The organism is Lentzea kristufekii (assembly GCF_033949925.1).
GTDB classification, from domain to species: Bacteria; Actinomycetota; Actinomycetes; order Mycobacteriales; family Pseudonocardiaceae; genus Lentzea; species Lentzea kristufekii.
In genome coordinates, this window is the sequence record NZ_JAXAVV010000009.1 from 248,895 (window position 1) to 268,976 (window position 20,082).

15 protein-coding genes are annotated in these 20,082 nt (G+C 70.2%); 9 read left to right on the forward strand and 6 right to left on the reverse strand.

Annotated elements, in window-relative coordinates:
* Positions 1 to 5: 5 nt before the first annotated feature.
* The 9 genes from SK571_RS20325 (at position 6) to SK571_RS20365 (ending at position 14,165) form a co-directional block, all read left to right on the forward strand.
* Positions 6 to 974, forward strand: coding sequence for a carbohydrate ABC transporter permease (locus tag SK571_RS20325; protein WP_319985665.1), 969 nt, complete (start codon positions 6 to 8; stop codon positions 972 to 974).
* 6 nt (positions 975 to 980) lie between these two features.
* A complete protein-coding gene (locus SK571_RS20330; RefSeq protein ID WP_319985666.1) occupies positions 981 to 2,009 on the forward strand; it encodes a LacI family DNA-binding transcriptional regulator in 1,029 nt (342 codons plus the stop codon).
* Between the two features lie 39 nt (positions 2,010 to 2,048).
* Positions 2,049 to 4,085, forward strand: coding sequence for a glycoside hydrolase family 31 protein (locus tag SK571_RS20335; RefSeq protein WP_319985667.1), 2,037 nt, complete (start codon positions 2,049 to 2,051; stop codon positions 4,083 to 4,085).
* Complete coding sequence (locus SK571_RS20340; RefSeq protein WP_319985668.1) at positions 4,082 to 6,064, forward strand: beta-galactosidase; 1,983 nt, start codon at positions 4,082 to 4,084, stop codon at positions 6,062 to 6,064. The genes SK571_RS20335 and SK571_RS20340 overlap by 4 nt, the downstream gene beginning before the upstream one ends.
* Positions 6,061 to 7,515, forward strand: a complete 1,455-nt coding sequence (locus tag SK571_RS20345; protein ID WP_319985669.1) for a glycoside hydrolase family 43 protein — start codon at positions 6,061 to 6,063, stop codon at positions 7,513 to 7,515. Before SK571_RS20340 ends, SK571_RS20345 begins: the two co-directional genes overlap by 4 nt.
* 12 nt (positions 7,516 to 7,527) lie before the next feature.
* The gene (locus SK571_RS20350; RefSeq protein WP_319985670.1) at positions 7,528 to 9,534 is read left to right on the forward strand and encodes a cellulase family glycosylhydrolase; all 2,007 of its coding nucleotides are present in this window, start codon (positions 7,528 to 7,530) and stop codon (positions 9,532 to 9,534) included.
* 116 nt (positions 9,535 to 9,650) lie between these two features.
* A complete protein-coding gene (locus SK571_RS20355) occupies positions 9,651 to 10,970 on the forward strand; it encodes a jacalin-like lectin (RefSeq protein WP_319985671.1) in 1,320 nt (439 codons plus the stop codon).
* Entirely contained in the window at positions 10,970 to 12,565 is a 1,596-nt protein-coding gene (locus SK571_RS20360) for a PHP domain-containing protein (protein ID WP_319985672.1), read from the forward strand. The genes SK571_RS20355 and SK571_RS20360 overlap by 1 nt, the downstream gene beginning before the upstream one ends.
* A gap of 181 nt (positions 12,566 to 12,746) precedes the next feature.
* A complete protein-coding gene (locus tag SK571_RS20365; RefSeq protein ID WP_319985673.1) occupies positions 12,747 to 14,165 on the forward strand; it encodes a cellulose binding domain-containing protein in 1,419 nt (472 codons plus the stop codon).
* A gap of 3 nt (positions 14,166 to 14,168) precedes the next feature.
* On the opposite strand, the gene SK571_RS20370 is transcribed toward SK571_RS20365, so the two are convergent.
* From SK571_RS20370 to SK571_RS20395, 6 genes are all read right to left on the reverse strand, one after another.
* Complete coding sequence (locus SK571_RS20370) at positions 14,169 to 14,594, reverse strand: nitroreductase family deazaflavin-dependent oxidoreductase (protein ID WP_319985745.1); 426 nt, start codon at positions 14,592 to 14,594, stop codon at positions 14,169 to 14,171.
* A 29-nt stretch (positions 14,595 to 14,623) separates the two neighbouring features.
* Complete coding sequence (locus SK571_RS20375; RefSeq protein WP_319985674.1) at positions 14,624 to 15,463, reverse strand: expansin EXLX1 family cellulose-binding protein; 840 nt, start codon at positions 15,461 to 15,463, stop codon at positions 14,624 to 14,626.
* The gene (gene yjfF, locus SK571_RS20380; RefSeq protein WP_319985675.1) at positions 15,460 to 16,422 is read right to left on the reverse strand and encodes a galactofuranose ABC transporter, permease protein YjfF; all 963 of its coding nucleotides are present in this window, start codon (positions 16,420 to 16,422) and stop codon (positions 15,460 to 15,462) included. Before yjfF ends, SK571_RS20375 begins: the two co-directional genes overlap by 4 nt.
* Positions 16,419 to 17,402: an ABC transporter permease gene (locus SK571_RS20385; protein ID WP_319985676.1), complete on the reverse strand. Its 984-nt coding sequence runs from the start codon at positions 17,400 to 17,402 to the stop codon at positions 16,419 to 16,421. The genes yjfF and SK571_RS20385 overlap by 4 nt, the downstream gene beginning before the upstream one ends.
* 58 nt (positions 17,403 to 17,460) lie before the next feature.
* Positions 17,461 to 18,993, reverse strand: a complete 1,533-nt coding sequence (locus SK571_RS20390; protein WP_319985677.1) for a sugar ABC transporter ATP-binding protein — start codon at positions 18,991 to 18,993, stop codon at positions 17,461 to 17,463.
* Between the two features lie 110 nt (positions 18,994 to 19,103).
* On the reverse strand, positions 19,104 to 20,075 hold the full coding sequence (locus SK571_RS20395; RefSeq protein WP_319985678.1) for an ABC transporter substrate-binding protein: 972 nt from the start codon (positions 20,073 to 20,075) through the stop codon (positions 19,104 to 19,106).
* Positions 20,076 to 20,082: the final 7 nt, after the last annotated feature.

A 20,082-nucleotide genomic window follows, 5' to 3' on the forward strand; every position in this document is an offset into this window, starting at 1 on the left:
CCGACATGCTCACGATCGAACGCACGCTCGACGTCGCGAAAAGCCTTGCGCCGCAGCCGGTGCGCAAGAAGAAGCGGAATCCCCGGCCGGCGTGGGAGGAACCGCCGACCGTGATCGGCGAGGCCGCCAAGGGCATCACCCTCGGCGGCGTGCTGCTGGTGATGCTGGTGCCGCTGTGGATCATCGTGGTGACCAGCCTGTCCACCCAGGGCGCCGTGAACCGCGCCGGTGGCCTCGTGATCTGGCCCGACGGACTGACCTTCGAGGCCTACCGCGTGATGCTGGAGGACACCACCGTGCGCACCGCGCTGCTGGTGAGCCTCGGCATCACCGCGGCCGGCACCGTCGTGTCGATGGCGGTCTCGGTCATGTGCGCCTACGGCCTGTCGCGGTCGCGGTCGTTCGCGCACCGCTTCCTGCTGACGCTGTTGATCGTCACCATGTTCGTCAACGGCGGCCTGATCCCCACCTTCCTCGTCGTCACCGGGCTGGGCGGCTACGGCCAGTGGTGGTCGCTGATCCTGCCGAGCGCGATCTCCGTGTTCAACATCCTGATCCTGCGGTCGTTCTACTCCAGCACCTCGGCCGACCTGATCGAGGCGGCGCGGATCGACGGCGCGGGGGAGTGGCGGATCCTGTGGTCCATCGTGCTGCCGACCTCGCGCGCGGTGACCGCGGTGATGGCGCTCTTCTACGGCGTCGGCTACTGGAACTCGTTCTTCAACGTCATGTTGTACATGCCCACGGACAGCGAGAAGTGGCCGCTGCAGTACGTGCTGTACACGTACGTCAACCGGGGCAACGGCATGCCGGGCTCGGTCAACTCGGGCTTCGGCACGGCGTTCTCGCAAACGGCGCCGCTGTCGCTGCAGATGGCCGTCGTGGTGCTCACGCTCGTGCCGTTGCTCATCGTTTACCCGTTCGTGCAGAAGCACTTCCGCACGGGCGTCCTGACCGGCGCGATCAAGGGCTGAACATCCATGGTGACCATTGCCGACGTGGCCAGGCACGCGGGCGTGTCGTCCAGCACGGTCAGCTACGTGCTCAGCGGCAAGCGCGCGATCTCCGAGGAGACCCGCCGCCGGGTGCGCAGCGCCGTGCGGGAGCTCGGGTACCACCCCAACGCCGGTGCGCGTGCGCTGGCCGCACGGCGGTCGCACATCATCGCGCTGATGGTGCCGTTGCGCACCGACGTCTACGTGCCGGTGATGATGGAGATCGCGATCGCGGTGACCACGGCGGCCCGCCAGCACGGGTACGACGTCCTGCTGATCACGAACGACGAGGGGCCGGACGGGGTCCGCCGGATCGCCGCCAGCGGTCTGGCGGACGGACTGATCCTGATGGACGTCGAGCTGGACGACGAACGCATCCCGGTGCTGCGCGCCCAGGGCACCCAGGCCACGCTGATCGGGCTGGCCGACGACGCGCGCGGAGTGTCCTGTGTGGACCACGACTTCGCGGCGGCCGGTGCGTTGTGCGCGGACCACCTCGCCGATCTCGGTCACCGCGAGATCGCGTTCATCGGCTACGGATCCGGGGTCTACCACCGGCACGCGGGGTACGCCGAGCGCACGCTCGCGGGGTTCCGCGACAGGGCGGGGCAGCGCGGGTTGCGCTTCCTGCACCGCACCTGCGAGGGCACCTACGAGAGCACCGCGGGCACGCTCGCCCGCGTTCTCGCCGACCGTCCCGGCACCACCGGGTTCGTGGTGCAGAACGAGGGCGCGATCGGCCCGTTGCTGACCCTGCTGCGCACCAGCGGGCGGACGGTTCCCGAGGACGTCTCGGTGATCGCGTTGTGCCAGGACCAGCTCGCCGAGCAGTTCGCGCCGAGGCTCACGGCGGTGACCGGGTCCGCGCAGGAGCTCGGCCGGGTCGCCGTGGAGCAGATCATGGGCCGGCTCGCCGCGGCGAGCGACGGCGGCCGTCCGGACGACGACCAGGCTCTGCTCACCCCGACGCTGACCGTGCGCGAGAGCACAGGCCCCGCGCCACTTCTGCCCTGACCTACCTCGCACTCATCCAGGAACGTGAGGAGCTTCCGCATGCCCCAGTACTTCCGAGACCTCGGCACCGCGCTCGAATGGCGGGCCAGGGGCGAGACGCTCCGAGTCGAGGCGTGGGGCTCCGACGGGGTCCGCGTGCGCGCCACCCCCGCCGGTCCGCTGCTCGACGACCTCCCCGGCGCGTTGCTGGGCACGCCCCCGGACGGCGGCGCGGTGGAGGTCAAGATCTCCGAGCACCACGCCACGCTCGTCCACGGCGCGCTGACCGTGCGGATCGACGCGGGCACCGAAGGCAGCCTGACCCCGGAACTGGGGGCGTCCGCGGGCACGCTGACGTTCACCAGGACCGAAGACGGCACCGAGCTCCTCGCCGAAGAACCGGCCCACTTCTGGTGGCCGGGGCCGCGTCTCGCCACCGCGACCGGCAACGGCCACCACCGGCTGGAGCAGCGTTTCCGCGCCTACCCGGGGGAACGGCTCTACGGCCTCGGCCAGCACACCCACGGGATGCTCGACCAGAAGGGCGCGGTCATCGACCTCGTCCAGCGCAACGCCGAGGTCACCATCCCGTTGCTGGTCTCCGACCGCGGCTACGGCCTGCTGTGGAACTCGCCCGCGATCGGGCGGGTGGAGCTCGCGGAGACCGGCACCCGCTGGGTGTCCGACAGCGCCCGCCAGATCGACTACTGGATCACCGCGGGCAAGCCTGCGGACGTGCTGCGGCGCTATGCGGACGTGACGGGGCATTCGCCCGAGCTTCCCGAGTGGGCCTCCGGTTTCTGGCAGTGCAAGCTGCGCTACCGCACCCAGGAGGAACTGTTGGAGGTCGCCCGCGAGTACCGGCGGCGCGGGCTGCCGCTGTCCGTGATCGTCTGCGACTTCTTCCACTGGACGCACCTCGGCGAGTGGAGGTTCGACCCCGCCGAGTGGCCCGACCCCGCGGCGATGGTCCGCGAGCTGGACGAGATGGGCGTCAAGCTGATGGTCTCGGTCTGGCCCTCGGTCAGCCCGGCCAGCGAGAACTACCACCCCATGCTGAATCAGGGCCTGTTCGTCGGCACCGAGTTCGGGCCGATGGCGCACGCCGACTGGCCGGACAAGGGCCTCGGCGCCTACTCCGCCCAGGTCGCCTTCTACGACGCCACCAACCCCGAGGCGCGCGAGTACGTCTGGGAACGGATCCGGCGCGGCTACCACGACCTCGGCATCTCCGTGTACTGGCTGGACGCGGGCGAGCCCGAGCTCAAGCCCGGCCACCAGTACAACCTGCGCTACCACGCGGGTCCCGGGCTGGAGGTAGGCAACCTCTACCCGCGCGAGAACGCCCGGACAGTCCACGACGGACTGCGCGCGGCGGGGGAGACCGAGATCATCTCGCTCAACCGCTCCTCGTGGGCGGGCGCGCAGCGGTACGGCGCCGCGCTGTGGTCCGGTGACATCGGCACGGACTTCGCCACGCTGCGCACGCAGATCAAGGCCGGGCTGAACGTGATGATGTCCGGCATCCCCTGGTGGACCACGGACATCGGCGGCTTCCACGGCGGCGACCCCGACGACCCCGCCTACCGCGAGGTCCTCGTGCGCTGGTTCCAGTACGGCACGTTCTGCCCTCTGTTCCGCCTGCACGGCTTCCGCGGCGACGAGCAGGTGCTGGAGCCCGCGATGACCGGGCTGGCCAACGAGGTCTGGTCCTACGGCGAGGAGGCGTACGAGATCCTCGCCGGGCACCTGCGGCTGCGGGAACGCCTGCGCCCCTACGTCATGGAGCAGATGCGCACGGCCTCCGAGACCGGCGTGCCGCCGATGCGGCCGGTGTTCCTGGAGTTCCCGGACGACCCGGCGGCCTGGCGGGTCGAGGACGCGTTCCTGCTCGGCCCCGACCTGCTCGTGGCTCCGATCACCGAGGCAGGCGCCCGCGAGCGCGACGTCCACCTGCCCGCCGGCGCGCGGTGGACGGACGCGTGGACCGGCGAGGAGCACGACGGCGGGCGGACGGTCACCGTCGCGGCCCCGCTCGACCGCATCCCGCTGTTCCTGCGCGACGGCGCCCGCCTGCCCGTGCGGGAGGAGGCGTGATCGCGGACCGGCTGGGCGGCCTGGCCTTCGGCGGGGACTACAACCCCGAGCAGTGGGACGAGCGGGTGTGGAAGGAGGACGACGAGCTGATGCGCGAGGCCGGGGTGAACCTGGCCACGGTCGGCGTCTTCTCCTGGGCACTGCTCGAGCCGGAGGAGGGCCGCTACGACTTCGCGTGGCTCGACGCGCACCTGGACCGGCTGCACGCCAACGGGGTCGCGGTCGACCTGGCCACGCCGACCGCCTCGCCGCCGCCGTGGTTCACGCTGGCCCACCCGGACGCCATGCCCGTCACCCGCGACGGCACCAGGCTGGTCCACGGCAGCCGCGACACCTACTGCATCAGCGCCCCGGCCTACCGCACCGCGGCCCAGCGCATCGCATCGGCGCTCGCGGAACTCTACGGAAACCACCCGGCGGTCGCGTTGTGGCACGTGCACAACGAGTACGTGACGTTGTGCTGGTGCGAGCACACCGCCGCCGCGTTCCGGGTCTGGCTGCGTGCCCAGCACGGTTCGCTCGACGCGCTCAACGAGGCGTGGGGGACGGCGTTCTGGAGCCAGCGGTACGGCAGCTGGGAGCAGGTCCTGCCGCCGCGCGCCACCCAGTGGCACCGCAACCCCGGCCTCACGCTGGACTTCAGCCGGTTCTTCTCCGACGAGGTGATCGCCGCCTACTCCGAGCAGCGGGACGCGATCCGCGCGCACAGCGACCGGCCGGTGACGACCAACATGATGCAGCCCGGCTATCAGAACGTGGACCTGTGGGCGTTGAGCCGCGAGGTGGACCTGGTCGCGATCGACCACTACCCGGACCGGCCGGGTCTCGACGCCGCGGCGGACGTGGCGTTCGCCGCGGACCGGGCCCGTTCGTTCGGCGGCGGCAGGCCGTGGCTGCTGATGGAACAGGGCACCAGCACGGTCTACGACCGCGGCCGGACACTGGCCAAGGAACCCGGCGAGATCCTGCGGCACTCGCTCGGCCACATCGCGCGCGGCTCGGACGGAGCGCTGTTCTTCCAGTGGCGCCAGTCGAAGGCGGGCGCCGAGCAGTGGCACTCGGCGATGGTCCCGCACGCCGGCCCCGACAGCCGGGTCTTCGCCGAGGTGAAGGCGACGGGCGAGGCCGTGTCCCGGCTCGGCGAGCTCGCGGGCTCGACCGTGACCGCCGACGTGGCCGTGCTGCACGACTCCGACGCCTGGTGGGCGTTGAACTCGGACGGCCTGCCCTCGTCCGATCTCGGCTACCACTCCGCGCTGCGCAGTGCCCACCGGGCGTTGTGGGACAACGGGGTCGTCACCGACTTCGCGCACCCGGAAGCGGATCTGAGCCGGTACCGGCTGGTCGTCGCCCCGGCCCTGTACCTGCTCTCCGACACGGGAGCGGAGAACCTGCGCCGTTACGTCGTCAACGGTGGCACGTTGCTGGTCCAGCACTTCAGCGGAGTCGTCGACAGCCGCGGGCACGCCCGGCTCGGCGGCTATCCGGCCGCCCCGCTGCGCGAGGCGCTGGGCATCCGGGTCGAGGAGTACCGGCCGCTGCGGCACGAGGAACGGATCGTGCTCTCGGACTCCTCGCACGGCACGGTGTGGAGCGAGTCGGTGCGGGCACAGGGTGCGGAGACGATCGCCACCTACACCCACGGCGCGCTCGCCGGTTCTCCCGCGCTGACCCGGAACCAGTGCGGCGTGGGCGATGCCTGGTACCTGTCCACACGGCTCGACGACGCGGACTACACGGCCCTGGTGTCCCGGCTGCTGGCCTCCGCCGGCGTCGGCCCGGTCCTGCCCGGCCTGCCGCCCGGCGTCGAAGTCGTTGTCCGACAAGGTGAGGACGGCCGCCGCTGGCAGTTCGTGCTCAACCACCGCGCCGAACCCGTGTCTCTGCCCGGTGGCGCCCACGACGTGCTGACGGGCGCTCCGGCGCGGGAGCTGCCGGCCGGTGGATGCGCTGTGCTGCAGGGAGGAAGTCCCCTGTGATTCCCGTGATCCCCGGAATGCACCCGGACCCGAGCGTGTGCCGGGTGGGGGAGGACTACTACCTGGTGTGCTCCAGCTTCGAGTACTTCCCCGGAATCCCCGTCTTCCACAGTCGGGATCTGAAGAGCTGGACCCAGATCGGCAACGCCCTGGAGCGCACCGGCCAACTGCACCTGACCGCGGAGACGCCGTCGTCGGCGGGAATCTACGCGCCGACGCTGCGCCACCACGACGGCCGGTTCTGGCTGGTCGTCACGAGCGTGAGCCACGGCGGCGGCAACATGGTGTTCACCGCCACCGATCCGGCCGGGCCGTGGTCCGACCCGGTGCCGCTGCCCGGAGTCGGCGGCATCGACCCCGACCTGGCCTGGGACGACGAGGGCACCTGCTGGTGCACGGTCGCCGGGGTGCGGCAGTACCGCGTCGACCCGGCCACCGGCGAGACGTTCGGCGAACCGCGACCGCTGTGGTCCGGCACCCCCGGCGCCAAGGCACCGGAAGCGCCGCACCTGTACCGGATCGGCGACCACTGGTACCTGCTGATCGCCGAAGGCGGCACCGAACGCGGCCACGGCGTCTCGATCGCCCGCGCCTCGTCGCCGGACGGCCCGTTCGAGCCCTGCCCGGCCAACCCGATCCTGAGTCACCGCGGCACCGACGAGCCCGTCCAGAACACCGGGCACGCGGACCTGGTGCAGGCGCCGGACGGTGCGTGGTGGATGGTGCTGCTCGGTGTGCGGCCCGGCGGCGGCACACCCGGCTGGCACGTGCTCGGCCGGGAGACCTTCCTGGCACCGGTGACCTGGACCGACGGCTGGCCGGTGGTCGGCGAGCTGTCACCGGGCGCGCCCGGTCCCCCTGCGCCGGAACGGGACGACTTCGACCTCACCGAACTGCGGCCGTGCTGGATCTCCCTGCGCGACCGGCCGGAGCAGCACTGCACCACGAAGGAACGGTCGGGCTGGCTCACCCTGCACGCCCGCGGGTCCGGAATGGACGATCCCGCCGTCGTGTTCGCCGGGCGGCGCCAGCAACACCTGTCCTGCCTCGCCCGCACGCTGCTCGACCCGGCGGAAGGCCGCGGTGGCCTGGCGGTCCGGCTCGACGAGGAACACCACTACGAGATCGAGGTCTCGTACGGCGAGGTGCGGGTTCTCGCCCGCGTCGGACCGGTGTGCGCCGTGGTCGCTTCCCGGCCGGTCCCGGAGGGGCCGCTGGTGCTGGTGGTGCGGGTGGACGAGGCCCGGACGCCGCGGGACGCGCGCTCCGGGCCCGACACCCTGTCGTTCGGCGTGGAGGAATCCGACGGCACCTTCACCGCACTGGCCACGCTCGACGGGAAGTACCTCTCGACCGAGGTGGCCGGTGGGTTCACCGGCCGCGTCATCGGTCTGTACGCCGCGGCGGGGACCGTCCACTTCGACTGGTTCGAGTACCAGCAGCTCAACTGAATGCGAGGGTTCATGAACGGATCACGCAGGGCAGTGCTCGGCGCGGTGGTGGCCCTGGTGGCCACCGTCGCACCGATGACGGCGTCCGCGGCCGCCGAGACCGGCTGTGAGATCACCTATTCGACGACCGGCCAGTGGCAGGGCGGCTTCGTCGCCGACGTCGCCGTGACCAACCGCGGCGCGCCCCTCGACGGCTGGGAACTGACCTGGGAGTGGCCGTCCGGCCAGCAGGCGGGCCACGGCTGGAACGCGAAGATCACCGAGTCCGGTCATCAGGTCACCGCCGAGGACGCCGGGTACAACGCCAGGATCGCGACCGGTGCGACGGTGAAGTTCGGCTTCCACGGCACCTGGGCGGAGGCCAACACGGCGCCGTTGTCGTTCTTCCTCAACGGAGTCACCTGCGTCCACGGCGGTCCGCGCCTCAGCGCGATGCAGCACACCGCGGCGATGCAGCCGGGGTGGAACCTGGGCAACACGCTCGACTCGACGGGCGGCGACGAGACGTCGTGGGGCAACCCGCGCATCACGGAAGCCCTGCTGGACAACGTGAAGGCGCAGGGCTTCAAGAGCGTGCGCCTGCCCGTCACGTGGAGCGCACACCTGGGGCCCGACCACGTGATCGAGCCGGCGTACCTCGCCCGTGTCAAGGAGGTCGTGCGCTGGGCGTTGGCGCGCGACCTGTACGTGATGCTCAACATCCACCACGACTCGTGGCAGTGGATCCTGAACATGCCGGCGGAGCACGACGGCGTGCTGACCCGGTTCAACGCGATCTGGACGCAGCTGGCGGGCGCCTTCACCGAGTTCGGTCCCAAGCTGACCTTCGAGAGCTGGAACGAGCCGCAGTTCACCGGGAGCACCGGCAAGCCGCAGGAGATCGAGCTCAACCGCGAGCTGAACGCGTCGTTCCGCGACATCGTGCGCCGGTCGGGCGGCAACAACGCCACCCGCCTGCTGGTCCTGCCGACCTTGCACACCTCGTCCGAGCAGACGTACGTCGACGCGCTGGTGGAGCAGATCCGCGGGTTCGCCGACCCCGACCTGATCGCGACCGTGCACTACTACGGCTACTGGCCGTTCAGCGTGAACGTCGCCGGTGGCACGCGCTTCGACGCGACCGCGCAGAAGGACCTGACCGACACGTTCGACCGCGTGCACGACAGCTTCGTCGCGCGCGGCATCCCGGTGATCATCGGCGAGTACGGCCTGCTCGGGTTCGACCGCCACACCGGCACCATCGAGCAGGGCGAGAAGCTCAAGTTCTTCGAGCACCTCGGCCACCACGCCCGCACCAAGCAGCTCACGACCATGTTGTGGGACAACGGCCAGCACCTCAACCGGACCTCGGGGCAGTGGAACGACCCCGAGCTCTACGCGCAGATCAGGTCGAGCTGGACGACCCGCTCCGGCACGGCCCACACCGACCAGGTGTTCATCGAGAAGTCGAGCCCCATCACCGCGAAGACCGTCGCGCTCAACCTCAACGGCACGAAGTTCACCGACCTCTACCACGGCTCCACGAAGCTGACGCGCGGCCGTGACTACACGATCTCGGGCGACCAGCTCACCCTGACCGAGCCGGCGCTGACGAGGTTGAGCGGTTCCCGGGGCTACGGCACGAACGCGGTGCTGACGGCCCGCTTCTCCCACGGCGTGCCGTGGCGGTTCTACGTCATCACCTACGACACCCCGGTGCTGTCCGGCGCCTCGGGGACGACGGAGAAGTTCGAGATCCCCACGGCCTTCCGCGGTGACCAGCTCGCCACCATGGAGGCCAAGTACGACGACGGCACCAACGCGGGGCCGCACGACTGGACGTCGTTCAAGGAGTACGACCGGGCCTTCCGGCCGAACTACTCCGACGGCCGCACGATCCTGACGCCCGACTTCTTCGCCGCGGTCAGGGACGACGCGCGAGTGACGCTCACGTTCCACTACTGGAGTGGCGCCAAGGTCACCTACCACGTCACCAAGTCCGGCGGCGCGGTCACCGGTACGGCCATCGGGTCCAATTAGGATCGCGGTTCGCGTTGCCTTGTGTACATGTTGTTGTCACTCCAGCGGTATGTGAATCGGATTCACATCGTCCTAACCTCGGGGCGTCAGCTCGAACGGGCGTCAGGAGTCGTGCGATGAGAATGGTCCGATTGGCCGGAACTGTTGCTGCCGTTGGCCTGCTGGTGGGGGTGGTGCCGGGCGCTGCCACGGCGGCACCCCCGTCCAGCGGCACGTTCTCGGTGCTCAGCTACAACGTCGCCGGCCTGCCGGAAGGGCTGTCCAGCGGCAACCCGCGGGTGAACACGCCGATCATCGGCCAGCGCATCCGGCCGTACGACGTCGTCCACGTGCAGGAGGACTTCAACTACCACGCCTCCCTCTACGCCAACAACACGCACCCGTTCCGCACGCCGACCAGCGGCGGTGTCCCGTTCGGCGACGGGCTCAACACCCTGTCGGACCACCGGTACTCCGACCTCGCCCGCGACAGGTGGGACAGGTGCAACGGCACCGACTGCCTGACCCCCAAGGGCTTCACCTTCTCGCGGATCCGGGTGGCGGAGGGAGTGCTGATCGACTTCTACAACGTGCACGCCAACGCGGGCTCGGCCGAGGCCGACCTGGCCGCACGCCGGGCGAACATCAGCGAGCTCTCCCGGTTCGTCACCGCGAACTCGGCGGGCAACGCCGTCGTCATCGCGGGCGACACCAACACCCGGTACACCCGCGCCGCCGACAACATCCGGGAACTGCTGTCCGCCAACGGGCTCAAGGACGCCTGGGTCGAGGAGGAACGCGGTGGCACGCCGCCGGCCGCCGGCAGCCCGACGATCGGGTGCGACGACCAGAACATCACCGACGCGTGCGAGGTCGTGGACAAGATCCTCTACCGCGGCAACCGGTACATCACGCTCGACCTGAGCCGCTACGCCAACGAGAACGCGGCCTTCCGCACCGCCGACGACAAGATGCTGTCCGACCACTACCCGATCGCGGCGGACTTCCGGTGGACGCTCAACTCCGCGCTGTCGCTCAGCGACCCGTTCGGCGGACCGCACGGCACGCCGTTCACCGACGTCGCCTCGGTTCCGCTGGGGCAGCGCGTCACCGGGGTCAGCCTGCGCGCGGGATCGAGGCTCGACCAGGTCGGCCTCTCGTTCGCCGACGGCACGGCCTTCACGCATGGCGGCGGTGGCGGGACGGCGCAGCAGCTGACGCTGGCACAAGGGGAGTACCTGAAGTCGGTCACCCTGCACTCGGCCCAGTACAACGGCCGCACCAGGATCTTCCGCGCCGGGTTCACGACCAGCACGGGCCGCGTCCTGTCCGGCGGCGGCGAGACGTCGAGCTCCGTCACCCACACCGCGCCCGCGGGCTGGCAGATCGCCGGGTTCCACGGCCGTTCCGGTGACGAGGTCGACTCGCTCGGCGTGATCTACACCAGGGCCTCCTGATGACCGACCGACGCGGATTCCTCAAAGGCACAGGTCTCGCGGCCGGGGCCGTGCTCGCCGGCACGCCCGCACACGCGCACGACGAGCGCCGTGGCGGCTACCTGTGGCTCGCCGGCGACCACCACATCCACAGCCAGTACAGCAACGACGCCATGTACCCGGTGGCCGCTCAGGTGCAACGAGCGGCGAAGCACGGCCTGAGCTGGCTCACCATCACCGACCACGGCAACGTCCCGTTCGCGACGCACAGCGTTCCTTCGCTCGTCGCGGACATCGCGGCGGCGCGGCGCCAGTACGAGGACATGCTCGTGTTCACCGGGCTGGAGTGGAACATCCCGGCGGGGGAGCACACCACGCTGATGCTCGCGCCGGGTCGCCACGAGGCCGACCTCCTCCAGGAGTTCGTCACCCGGTTCGACGCGCGGGTGAACGGCACCAGGGACGGCACGCCCGCCAACGAGGCGATCGCGGTGGAGGCGTTGAAGTTCCTGCGTGACGCCGTGGCCACCGGACGCGCCGCCGACGCGCTGGTGCTGCCCAACCACCCGTCCCGGCTCGGCATCAACTCCCCGCAGGAGACCCGCAACTGGCGGGACACCGCCCCCGGCATCGTGATCGGCATGGAGGGCGCGCCGGGGCATCAGGCGGCCGGCCTGCCCGCACCGGGCATGGCGCGCGGCCGCGGGTTGTACGACTCGGCGCCCAGCAGGTTCTCCTTTCCCGGCTACCCCGCCGAGAGCTACCGCACCTGGGGAGGGTTCGACTGGACCGCGGCCACCGTCGGCGGTTTCTGGGACAGTCTGCTGGCCGAGGGAAGACCGTGGTGGATCACCGCGACCTCCGACGGCCACCAGGGCTGCGGTGACTGGGTGAAGAATCCCGTCGACCGGCTGGACCAGCAGGCCTACGACAACGTGCCGTACGACAGCGAGGGACGCACGTTCACCAGCACCGGCCGCTTCCCGGACCCGGTCAACTCCGGCCGCCCGATCATCGAGTACAGCTCGTTCCCGCCCGGTGCCTACAGCAAGACGTGGGTCGGTGTCACCCGGCGTGAGCACCGCGAGGTGATGCGGGCGATGCGGGCCGGCCGGATGTGGGTCTGCCACGGAGATCTCGTGGCGGGTCTGGACGTGCGGCTGCGTCCGCGCGGGTCGCGCGAGCCCGGTGCGGGGATGGGCGGCACGCTGCGGGTGCGCCGCGGTGCCGTGGTGGAGGTGGTGATCAGGATCGACCTCGCGGACAGTGCGAACTTCGCCGGGTTCGTGCCGGGGCTCGCCAGGGTCGACCTGATCACCGGCAGGATCACCGGCCCTGCCGCGGACCGATCGGTGCTGGACGCACCGCACACGAAGGTCGTGAAGTCCTGGGACGTGCGAAAGCGGACCGGCGTTGTCGAGCTGGTCCACCAGATCACCGTCGACGGGCCGTTCTACCTCCGTGTCCGCGGGACCGACGGCAAGCGGAGCGCAGCGGGGCACCACGGCGTCGAGGTCGATCCGGCCGGGCCCGCACTCGACGTCGCCGGTCAGTCGGACCCGTGGGAGGACCTCTGGTTCTACTCGAACCCGGTGTTCGCGGCGGCAGAACGCTGAGCGAGGACCGAAATCGTCGAACGGCGTCGATCCGATTCGCGTCCGCTGTCGAAACACCACCGTCGATTCGCAGAAAAACTGTTGCTGTGGAACGAGATCTAGGAACGGAGGCGGTGTCTGGGCTACGTTCTGGAGGTGGGCGGTCTCACCGGTCCACAGTGGACTTTCTGCGGAGGTGCAGGTGTACCGGTCCAAGTCGGCGGCCACGGCCGTCCTCGTCCTGACCGCGGCGGCCGCGCTGAGCGGCGCGCCCCAGGCCGCGGCCGCCGCCGGGTGCGAGGTCTCCTACCAGGTGACCCAGGAGTGGCAGGGCGGCTTCATCGCCGACGTGACCGTCACCAACCTCGGTGACGCCGTCAACGGCTGGCAGCTGACGTGGACGTTCGGCGCAGGACAGACGGTCGCCCAGCTGTGGAACGGGACCGTGCGCCAGACCGGCGCGGACGTGACGGTCGGCAACGCCGCCTACAACGGCTCCCTCGGCACCGGGGCGAGCACCGGACTGGGGTTCGCCGGCACCAGGAGCGGCTCGAACCCCGTCCCCGCCGGCTTCGCCCTCAACGGCACGGCGTGCACGGGAACGGCGCCCGCACCGGACCCGCTGACCCAGGCGCACACCGCGGGCCGCGTCACCGCGTCCGGCCAGTACACCTGGCCGGGGGTCTACTTCGAGGGCCGTTTCCGGGGCACCGGCGTCGGGATCGTCCTCAACGACTCGGTGAACGACTACGACGTGCAGATCGACGGCGCGACCGTCGCGACGCTGGTGACGCCGGGCAAGACGACGTACTGGGTGCGCGACCTCGCCAACGCCGAGCACCGCGTGCGGCTGGTCAAGCGGACCGAGAGCACCTGGGCGGCGGGGGAGTTCGGCGGTTTCGTGGCGGCGAACGGCGGGACGGTCCTCGCCAAACCCGCGGCACGGACCCGTCAGATCGAGTTCATCGGCGACTCCCTGACCGCGGGCTACGGCAACCTCTCGACCACCCGTGACTGCTCCGCCAACGGCGGCGTCGCGCGCAACACCAACACCGACATCAGCTTCGGGGCGCTCGCCGCGAAGGCGCTGAACGCCGACTACCAGGTCAACGCGTTCTCCGGGCTGGGCGTGGTGCGCAACTACAACGGTCACACCCCCGGAACCAGCTACCGCACCTACTACGACCGGGCGTTGCTGCACGTCGAGGGCGACGTGTGGCGCAACCCCGGCACGTGGCGGCCGCAGCTGGTCGTGGTCGGCCTGGGCACCAACGACTTCTCCACCGCCCTCAACCCCGGCGAGCAGTGGCCCGACCAGAACAGCCTGGTCACCGCGTACAAGTCCGCCTACCAGGGCTTCCTCGACAAGCTGCGCACCCGGTACGGCCCTGCCACGACGATCGTCGTGAGCGTCCCCGAGGCGTCCGGCGCGTTCGCCGACGCCGTCCGCCAGGTCGTGCAGGACCGCAACGGCCAGGGCGACAGCCGGGTCCGCCACTGGAACTACAGCGACCCGGCACTGGACCGCCTCGGGTGCGACTGGCACTTCTCCGCGCGCGACCACCGGCTGATCGCGGGGAAGCTCGGCGACTACCTCGCCACGCTTCCCCTCGCCTGGTGACGCCTACTTCGGGTCGAGCACGAACACCGGGATCTGCCGGTCGGTCTTCTCCTGGTACTCGGCGTAGCTGGGGTAGGCCGCGACGGCGCGCTCCCACCACTCGGCCCGCTCGGCGCCGTCGACCTCGCGCGCGACGTAGTCCTTCACCTCGGTGCCGTCCTGCAGGACGATCTCCGGGTGCGCCTTGATGTTGTAGTACCAGGTGGGGTGCTCGGGCGCGCCGCCCTTGGAGGCGACGACCGCGTAGCTGCCGCCGTGCTCCACGCGCATGACCGGGGTGTAGCGCAGGGCGCCGGTCTTCGCGCCGCGGACGGTCAGCAGCACGATCGGCTTGCCGAGGACCAGGATGCCCTCGGTCGTGCCGGTCTCGAGGATCTTCTTCGTCTGCTCCTGGACCCACTCGGTCGGGCTGAGCTTCACATCTGCCATGTCCACGATCAACAACTCCCGCGCTGGTCTCATTCCCCGGCGCGGGCGAACTGCAGGTTCGTCGGCTGCACCGCGTCCGGCCTGACTGGCAGGGCATTCACCACCAGGCGTTCGCCGTAAACGTCGGTGACCGCGACGGTCCCGCCGCACCCGGCACCGTTCTCGGAGAGGAAGTAGTTGTACTCGGCGCGTTTCAGCTGCCGCCACTGCCCGCCCGCCTGGACCTCCAGCCGGGCCACGGGGTTGCGGTGGTCGAGGACCTGGATCCCGCACCAGTACTGGCTCGAGCCGGTCTTGTAGCGGATCGCGATGGTTTTGGACGTGTCCGGGCTGACGAGGGTCCAGGTGATCGGGATTTCACCCTTCACGGGCGGTGCGAGCTGGGCGAACGCCTCCGCGCTGAGGTCCAGCTGCCCCGGACGGCACGGCGCGGGGCAGAGGTTCGTGATCCGCACCGTGATGGTCTTCCCGCCGGCCTGGACCCGGACGTGCGCCCCGCACGCGGCGGAGTTCTCGTAGTCCGCCACGTTCATCGCGGCGGTCAGCGGGTCGGGGCCCGGATCGTACGAGCACGCGCCGCCGCCGTCGGAGTCGTAGAACGTCGCGACTCCCTGACGGGGCTCACCCGGCTTGATCTTCCCGGCCAGGGGAGCGCCCGCCCGGGTCGTTGTCGTCGTGGTGGTGGTGGTCGTCGTCGGGCTCGGAACGGACGTGGTCGCGGCCGTGGTGGTCGTGGCCTGAGTGGTCGCGGCGCTCTGACCGGCCACGGGGGTGCCCGCGACACTCTGCGGATCCCGCAGGACCACCACGCCGACGACCGCCACGAGCAGCGCGAGCAGGACGAACAGCAGGGGGCGAGTGCGTCTCACCGCCGAACCATAGTCCGCTGCACGGCGATGAACACCAGCAGCAACACACCGATCACGATCTTCGTCCACCACGAGCTGAGCGTGCCCTGGAACGAGATCAGCGTCTGGATCGTGCCGAGCACGAGCACGCCGACCAGCCCGCCGAGCACGTACCCGACACCGCCCGCCAGCAGCGTCCCGCCGATCACGACCGCCGCGATGGCGTCCAGTTCCATGCCGACCGCGTGCAGGCCGTAGCCGGACAGCATGTAGAGGCTGAACAGCAGACCGGCCAGCGACGAGCAGAGGCCGCTGATGACGTAGACGCCCACCTTGACGCGGGTGGTCGGCAGGCCCATCAGCAGCGCGGACGACTCGTTGCCGCCGACCGCGTAGACCGTGCGGCCGAAGCGGGTGCGGTGCAGCACGTACATCGCCGCGGCGACGACCAGCAACGCGATCACCACGTTGTAGGTGATGGTGACGCCGCCGGGCAGCTCGATCGCGGTGGTGGCGACGTCGCGGAACGTCCTGTCCTTGATGGACACCGACTCCACGCTGATCAGGAAGCACAGGCCGCGGGCTAGGAACATGCCGGCGAGCGTGACGATGAACGGCTGGATGTCGAACTTGTGGATCACCAGGCCCATCAGCAGGCCGAGCGTGGAGCCGGTGAGCAGCACCGCGAGGACCACCAGCGGCACGGGCCACCCCGCCTGCAGACCCGAGGCCGTGACCATCGTGGACAACGCGACGACCGAGCCGACGGACAGGTCGATGCCGCCGCTCAGGATCACGAACGTCATGCCGGCGGCGAGCACGATCAGGAAGGCGTTGTCGATGAACAGGTTCGCGATCACCTGGCCGGACGCGAACCCGTCGTAGCGCGCCGAGCCGACGCCGAACGCGAGGACGAACAGCACGACGGTCGCGAGCACCGGCAGGAACCGCGAGGGCACCCGTTGGGTGAGAGTGGTCATGATGAGACGGCCACCTTCCGGAAGCTCAGTGCGGCACGGGCCTTCGGCGCCTGGACCAGGCACACCGCGATGACGACGATCGCCTTGAAGACCAGCGTCACCTCCGGGGCGACGCCGATCGTGTAGACGGTGGTGGTGAGGGTCTGGATGATCAGCGCGCCGAGCAACGTGCCGGTGAGCGAGTAGCGCCCGCCGGCGAGCGACGTGCCGCCGATGACGACGGCGAGGATCGCGTCCATCTCGATCCACAGCCCGGCGTTGTTGGCGTCGGCCGCGCTGACGTTGGAACTGATCATCAGCCCGGCGATGCCCGCGCACACGGCGGCGAACACGTAGACGGTCCAGATGATCGTGCGGGACCGCACCCCGGCCAGCCGTGATGCCTCGGGGTTGACCCCGACGGCCTCGATCAGCATGCCGAGCGCGGTCTTCCGGGTCGCGAACGCCACCAGCCCCAGCACCAGCAGGGCGATCAGGATCGAAACCGGCAGCACCACGAACCCGGCGCCGACCTGGCGGTAGGCGGTGTTGTTGACCGTGACGATCTGCCCCTCGGTCACGAGCATGGCCACGCCACGTCCCGCGGTCATCAGCACCAGGGTCGCGATGATCGGCTGGATGCCGAGCCCCGCCACCAGGAACCCGTTCCACAGCCCCAGCACCGCGCAGAGCACCAGCGCGATCGCCATGCCGGCGAACGCGGTGCCGGCACTGCCCGACGTTCCGATGTGGACACACGTCACGGCACCCGCGATCGCCGCCACCGCGCCGACGGAGAGGTCGATGCCGCGGGTGGCGATCACCAGCGTCATGCCGAGAGCGATCAGCAGGGTCGGCGCGCCGTTCTTCAGCACGTCGACCAGACCGCCGTAGAGGTGGCCGTCCTGCATGCGCAACGCGAAGAACGACGGCGTCACGGCGAGGTTGAGCAGCAACAGCGCGACCAGCGCCAGCAGCGGCCACAGCAACCGGTTCTTCATGGGGTCACCTCTTCCGGTGCGGTCGGGCCGTGAGCGGCGGTGAGTTCGTCCTGGCTGTTCACGACACCACCTTCTCCGGCGCGGCCCCGCCCGCGATCAGCTCGACGACCTCGTCCACACCGGTCACCGAGCCGTCCAGCTCGGCGATCTTGCGCCGGTCGCGCAGCACGACGATCCGGTCGGCGATGCGCACGACCTCCTCCAGTTCCGCGGAGATGAACAGGATCGCGGTGCCCTCCGCGGCGAGCGTGGTGACGAGCTGCTGGATCTGCGCCTTCGCGCCGACGTCGATGCCCCTGGTCGGCTCGTCCAGGATCAGCAGCCGCGGCTCGGTGACGAGCCAGCGCGCGAGGAGGACCTTCTGCTGGTTGCCGCCGGACAGGGTGCGCACCAGCGCGTCCGGGTTGGCGGGCCGGATGTCCAGTGCCTTCAGGTACTTCTCGACCAGCTGGTCCTTGGTCCTGCGCGACAGCGGACGCGTCCAGCCGCGGGCCGCCTGCATCGCGAGCACCAGGTTGTCGCGGATCGACAGGTCCGCGACGACGCCCTCGCCCTTGCGGTCCTCGGAGCTGAACGCGATGCCCGCCGCGATCGCCGAACGCGGTCCGCGCAGGCGCAGCGGCGCGCCGTCCACGAGCACCCTGCCCGAGTCCGCGCGGTCGGCGCCGAACAGCAGCCGGGCGAGCTCAGTGCGGCCCGAGCCGAGCAGACCGGCGAGGCCGACGACCTCACCCGCCCGGATGTCGAGGTCGAACGGTTCGATCGCACCGCGCTTGCCGAGTCCCTCGGCCTGCACCAGCGCCGGTCCACTGGGCTTGCGCTTCTCGGCGGCGTCCTCGATGGCCTCCAGCGCGCCGAGGTCGCGGCCGATCATCTGCGCGATGAGCGTGCGCCGGTCCACGTCGGCGGTGAGGTGCTCGCCGACGAGCGCACCGTTGCGCAGCACCGTCATCCGGTCGGAGATCTCGTAGACCTGGTCGAGGAAGTGCGACACGAACAGGATCGCCACGCCCTCGTCGCGCAGCACCCGCATGATCCGGAAGAGTTCCGCGACCTCGCCCGCGTCCAGACTGGACGTCGGCTCGTCGAGCACGAGCACGCTGCAGTCGACCGCGATCGCACGGGCGATGGCGACCAGCTGCTGCACCGCGATCGGGTGTTCGCCGAGGCTCGACGCCGGGTCGATGTGCACGCCGATGCGCGCCAGCACCTCCGCGGCACGGCGGCGCATCGCCGGGAAGTCGATGCCGCCGAGGCGACGAGGTTCCCGGCCCAGCAGGATGTTCTCCGCGACCGTGAGGTTCGCGCAGAGGTTGACCTCCTGGTACACCGTGCTGATCCCGGCGTGCTGGGCCTCGCCGGGGGAGGAGAACGCCACGTTCTCGCCCGCCAGCACGACCTCGCCGGCGTCGGGCCGGTGCACGCCGGTCAAGGTCTTGATGAGGGTGGACTTCCCGGCGCCGTTCTCGCCCATGAGGGCGTGCACCTCACCGGGGAACAGCCGGAAGTCGACGTCCTGCAACGCCTTCACGCCGGGAAACGCGAGGCTGATGCCCCGCATCTCGACGACAGGTGGCGGTGACTCGGTCATGGGCTCTGGCCTTCGTCGATGGGGCCGCGGGACCCGTCACGCGGATGCGCGCGATGACGGGCCCCGCGGGGTCTGGGGAGAAGCTACCGAGAACGACTACTGGCGCTGAATCAGTACTGGCGCTGCGGGAGCACGGCCTTCGCCTGCTCCTGCGTGAACGTGCCCTCCTCGGTCACGACCCGCTCCGGCACCTGCTCGCCGGCCACGACCTTCTTCGCGAGCTCCATCAACTGCTTGCCCAGCAACGGGTTGCACTCGACGATGAAGTTGATCTCGCCGTTGGCCAGCGCCTGCATGCCGTCCTTCACCGCGTCCACGGTGATGATCTTGATGTCCTTGCCGGGCACCTTGCCGGCGGCCTTGATCGCCTCGATCGCGCCCAGGCCCATGTCGTCGTTGTGCGCGTACACCACGTCGATCTTCGGCTGGGACTTGAGGAAGGCCTCCATGACCTGCTTGCCGCCGGACCGCGTGAAGTCACCGGTCTGCGACGCCACGACCTTGATGTCGGGCTTGGAGGCGATCTTCTCCTCGAAGCCCTTCTTGCGGTCGATCGCGGGAGCCGCGCCCGTGGTGCCCTGCAGCTCCACGACGTTCGTCGGGCCGGAGGCGTTGGCCACCAGCCAGTCGCCGGCCTTGCGGCCCTCCTCGACGAAGTCCGAACCGAGGAACGTCTTGTACAGCGACGTGTCGTCGGAATCGATCGAGCGGTCGGTGAGGATGACCGGGATGTTGGCGCGCTTGGCTTCCAGCAGCACGGTGTCCCAGCCGGTCTCCACGACCGGGCTGAACGCGATCACCGAGACCTTCTGCTGGATGTAGGAGCGGATCGCCTTGATCTGGTTCTCCTGCTTCTGCTGCGCGTCGGAGAACTTCAGGTCGATCCCGGCCGTCTTGGCCTCGTCCTGGATCGACTTGGTGTTGGCGGTGCGCCAGCCGCTTTCCGCTCCCACCTGGGCGAAGCCCATGGTGATGGTGCCGCCGGGCGTAGTCGAACCGGTGCTCCCACCACCTCCTGAACCGCACGCGGTGAGCGCGCTCAGCAGGACCACGCTGGCGACTGTCGTGATCTTCTTCAGCACTGGGGTT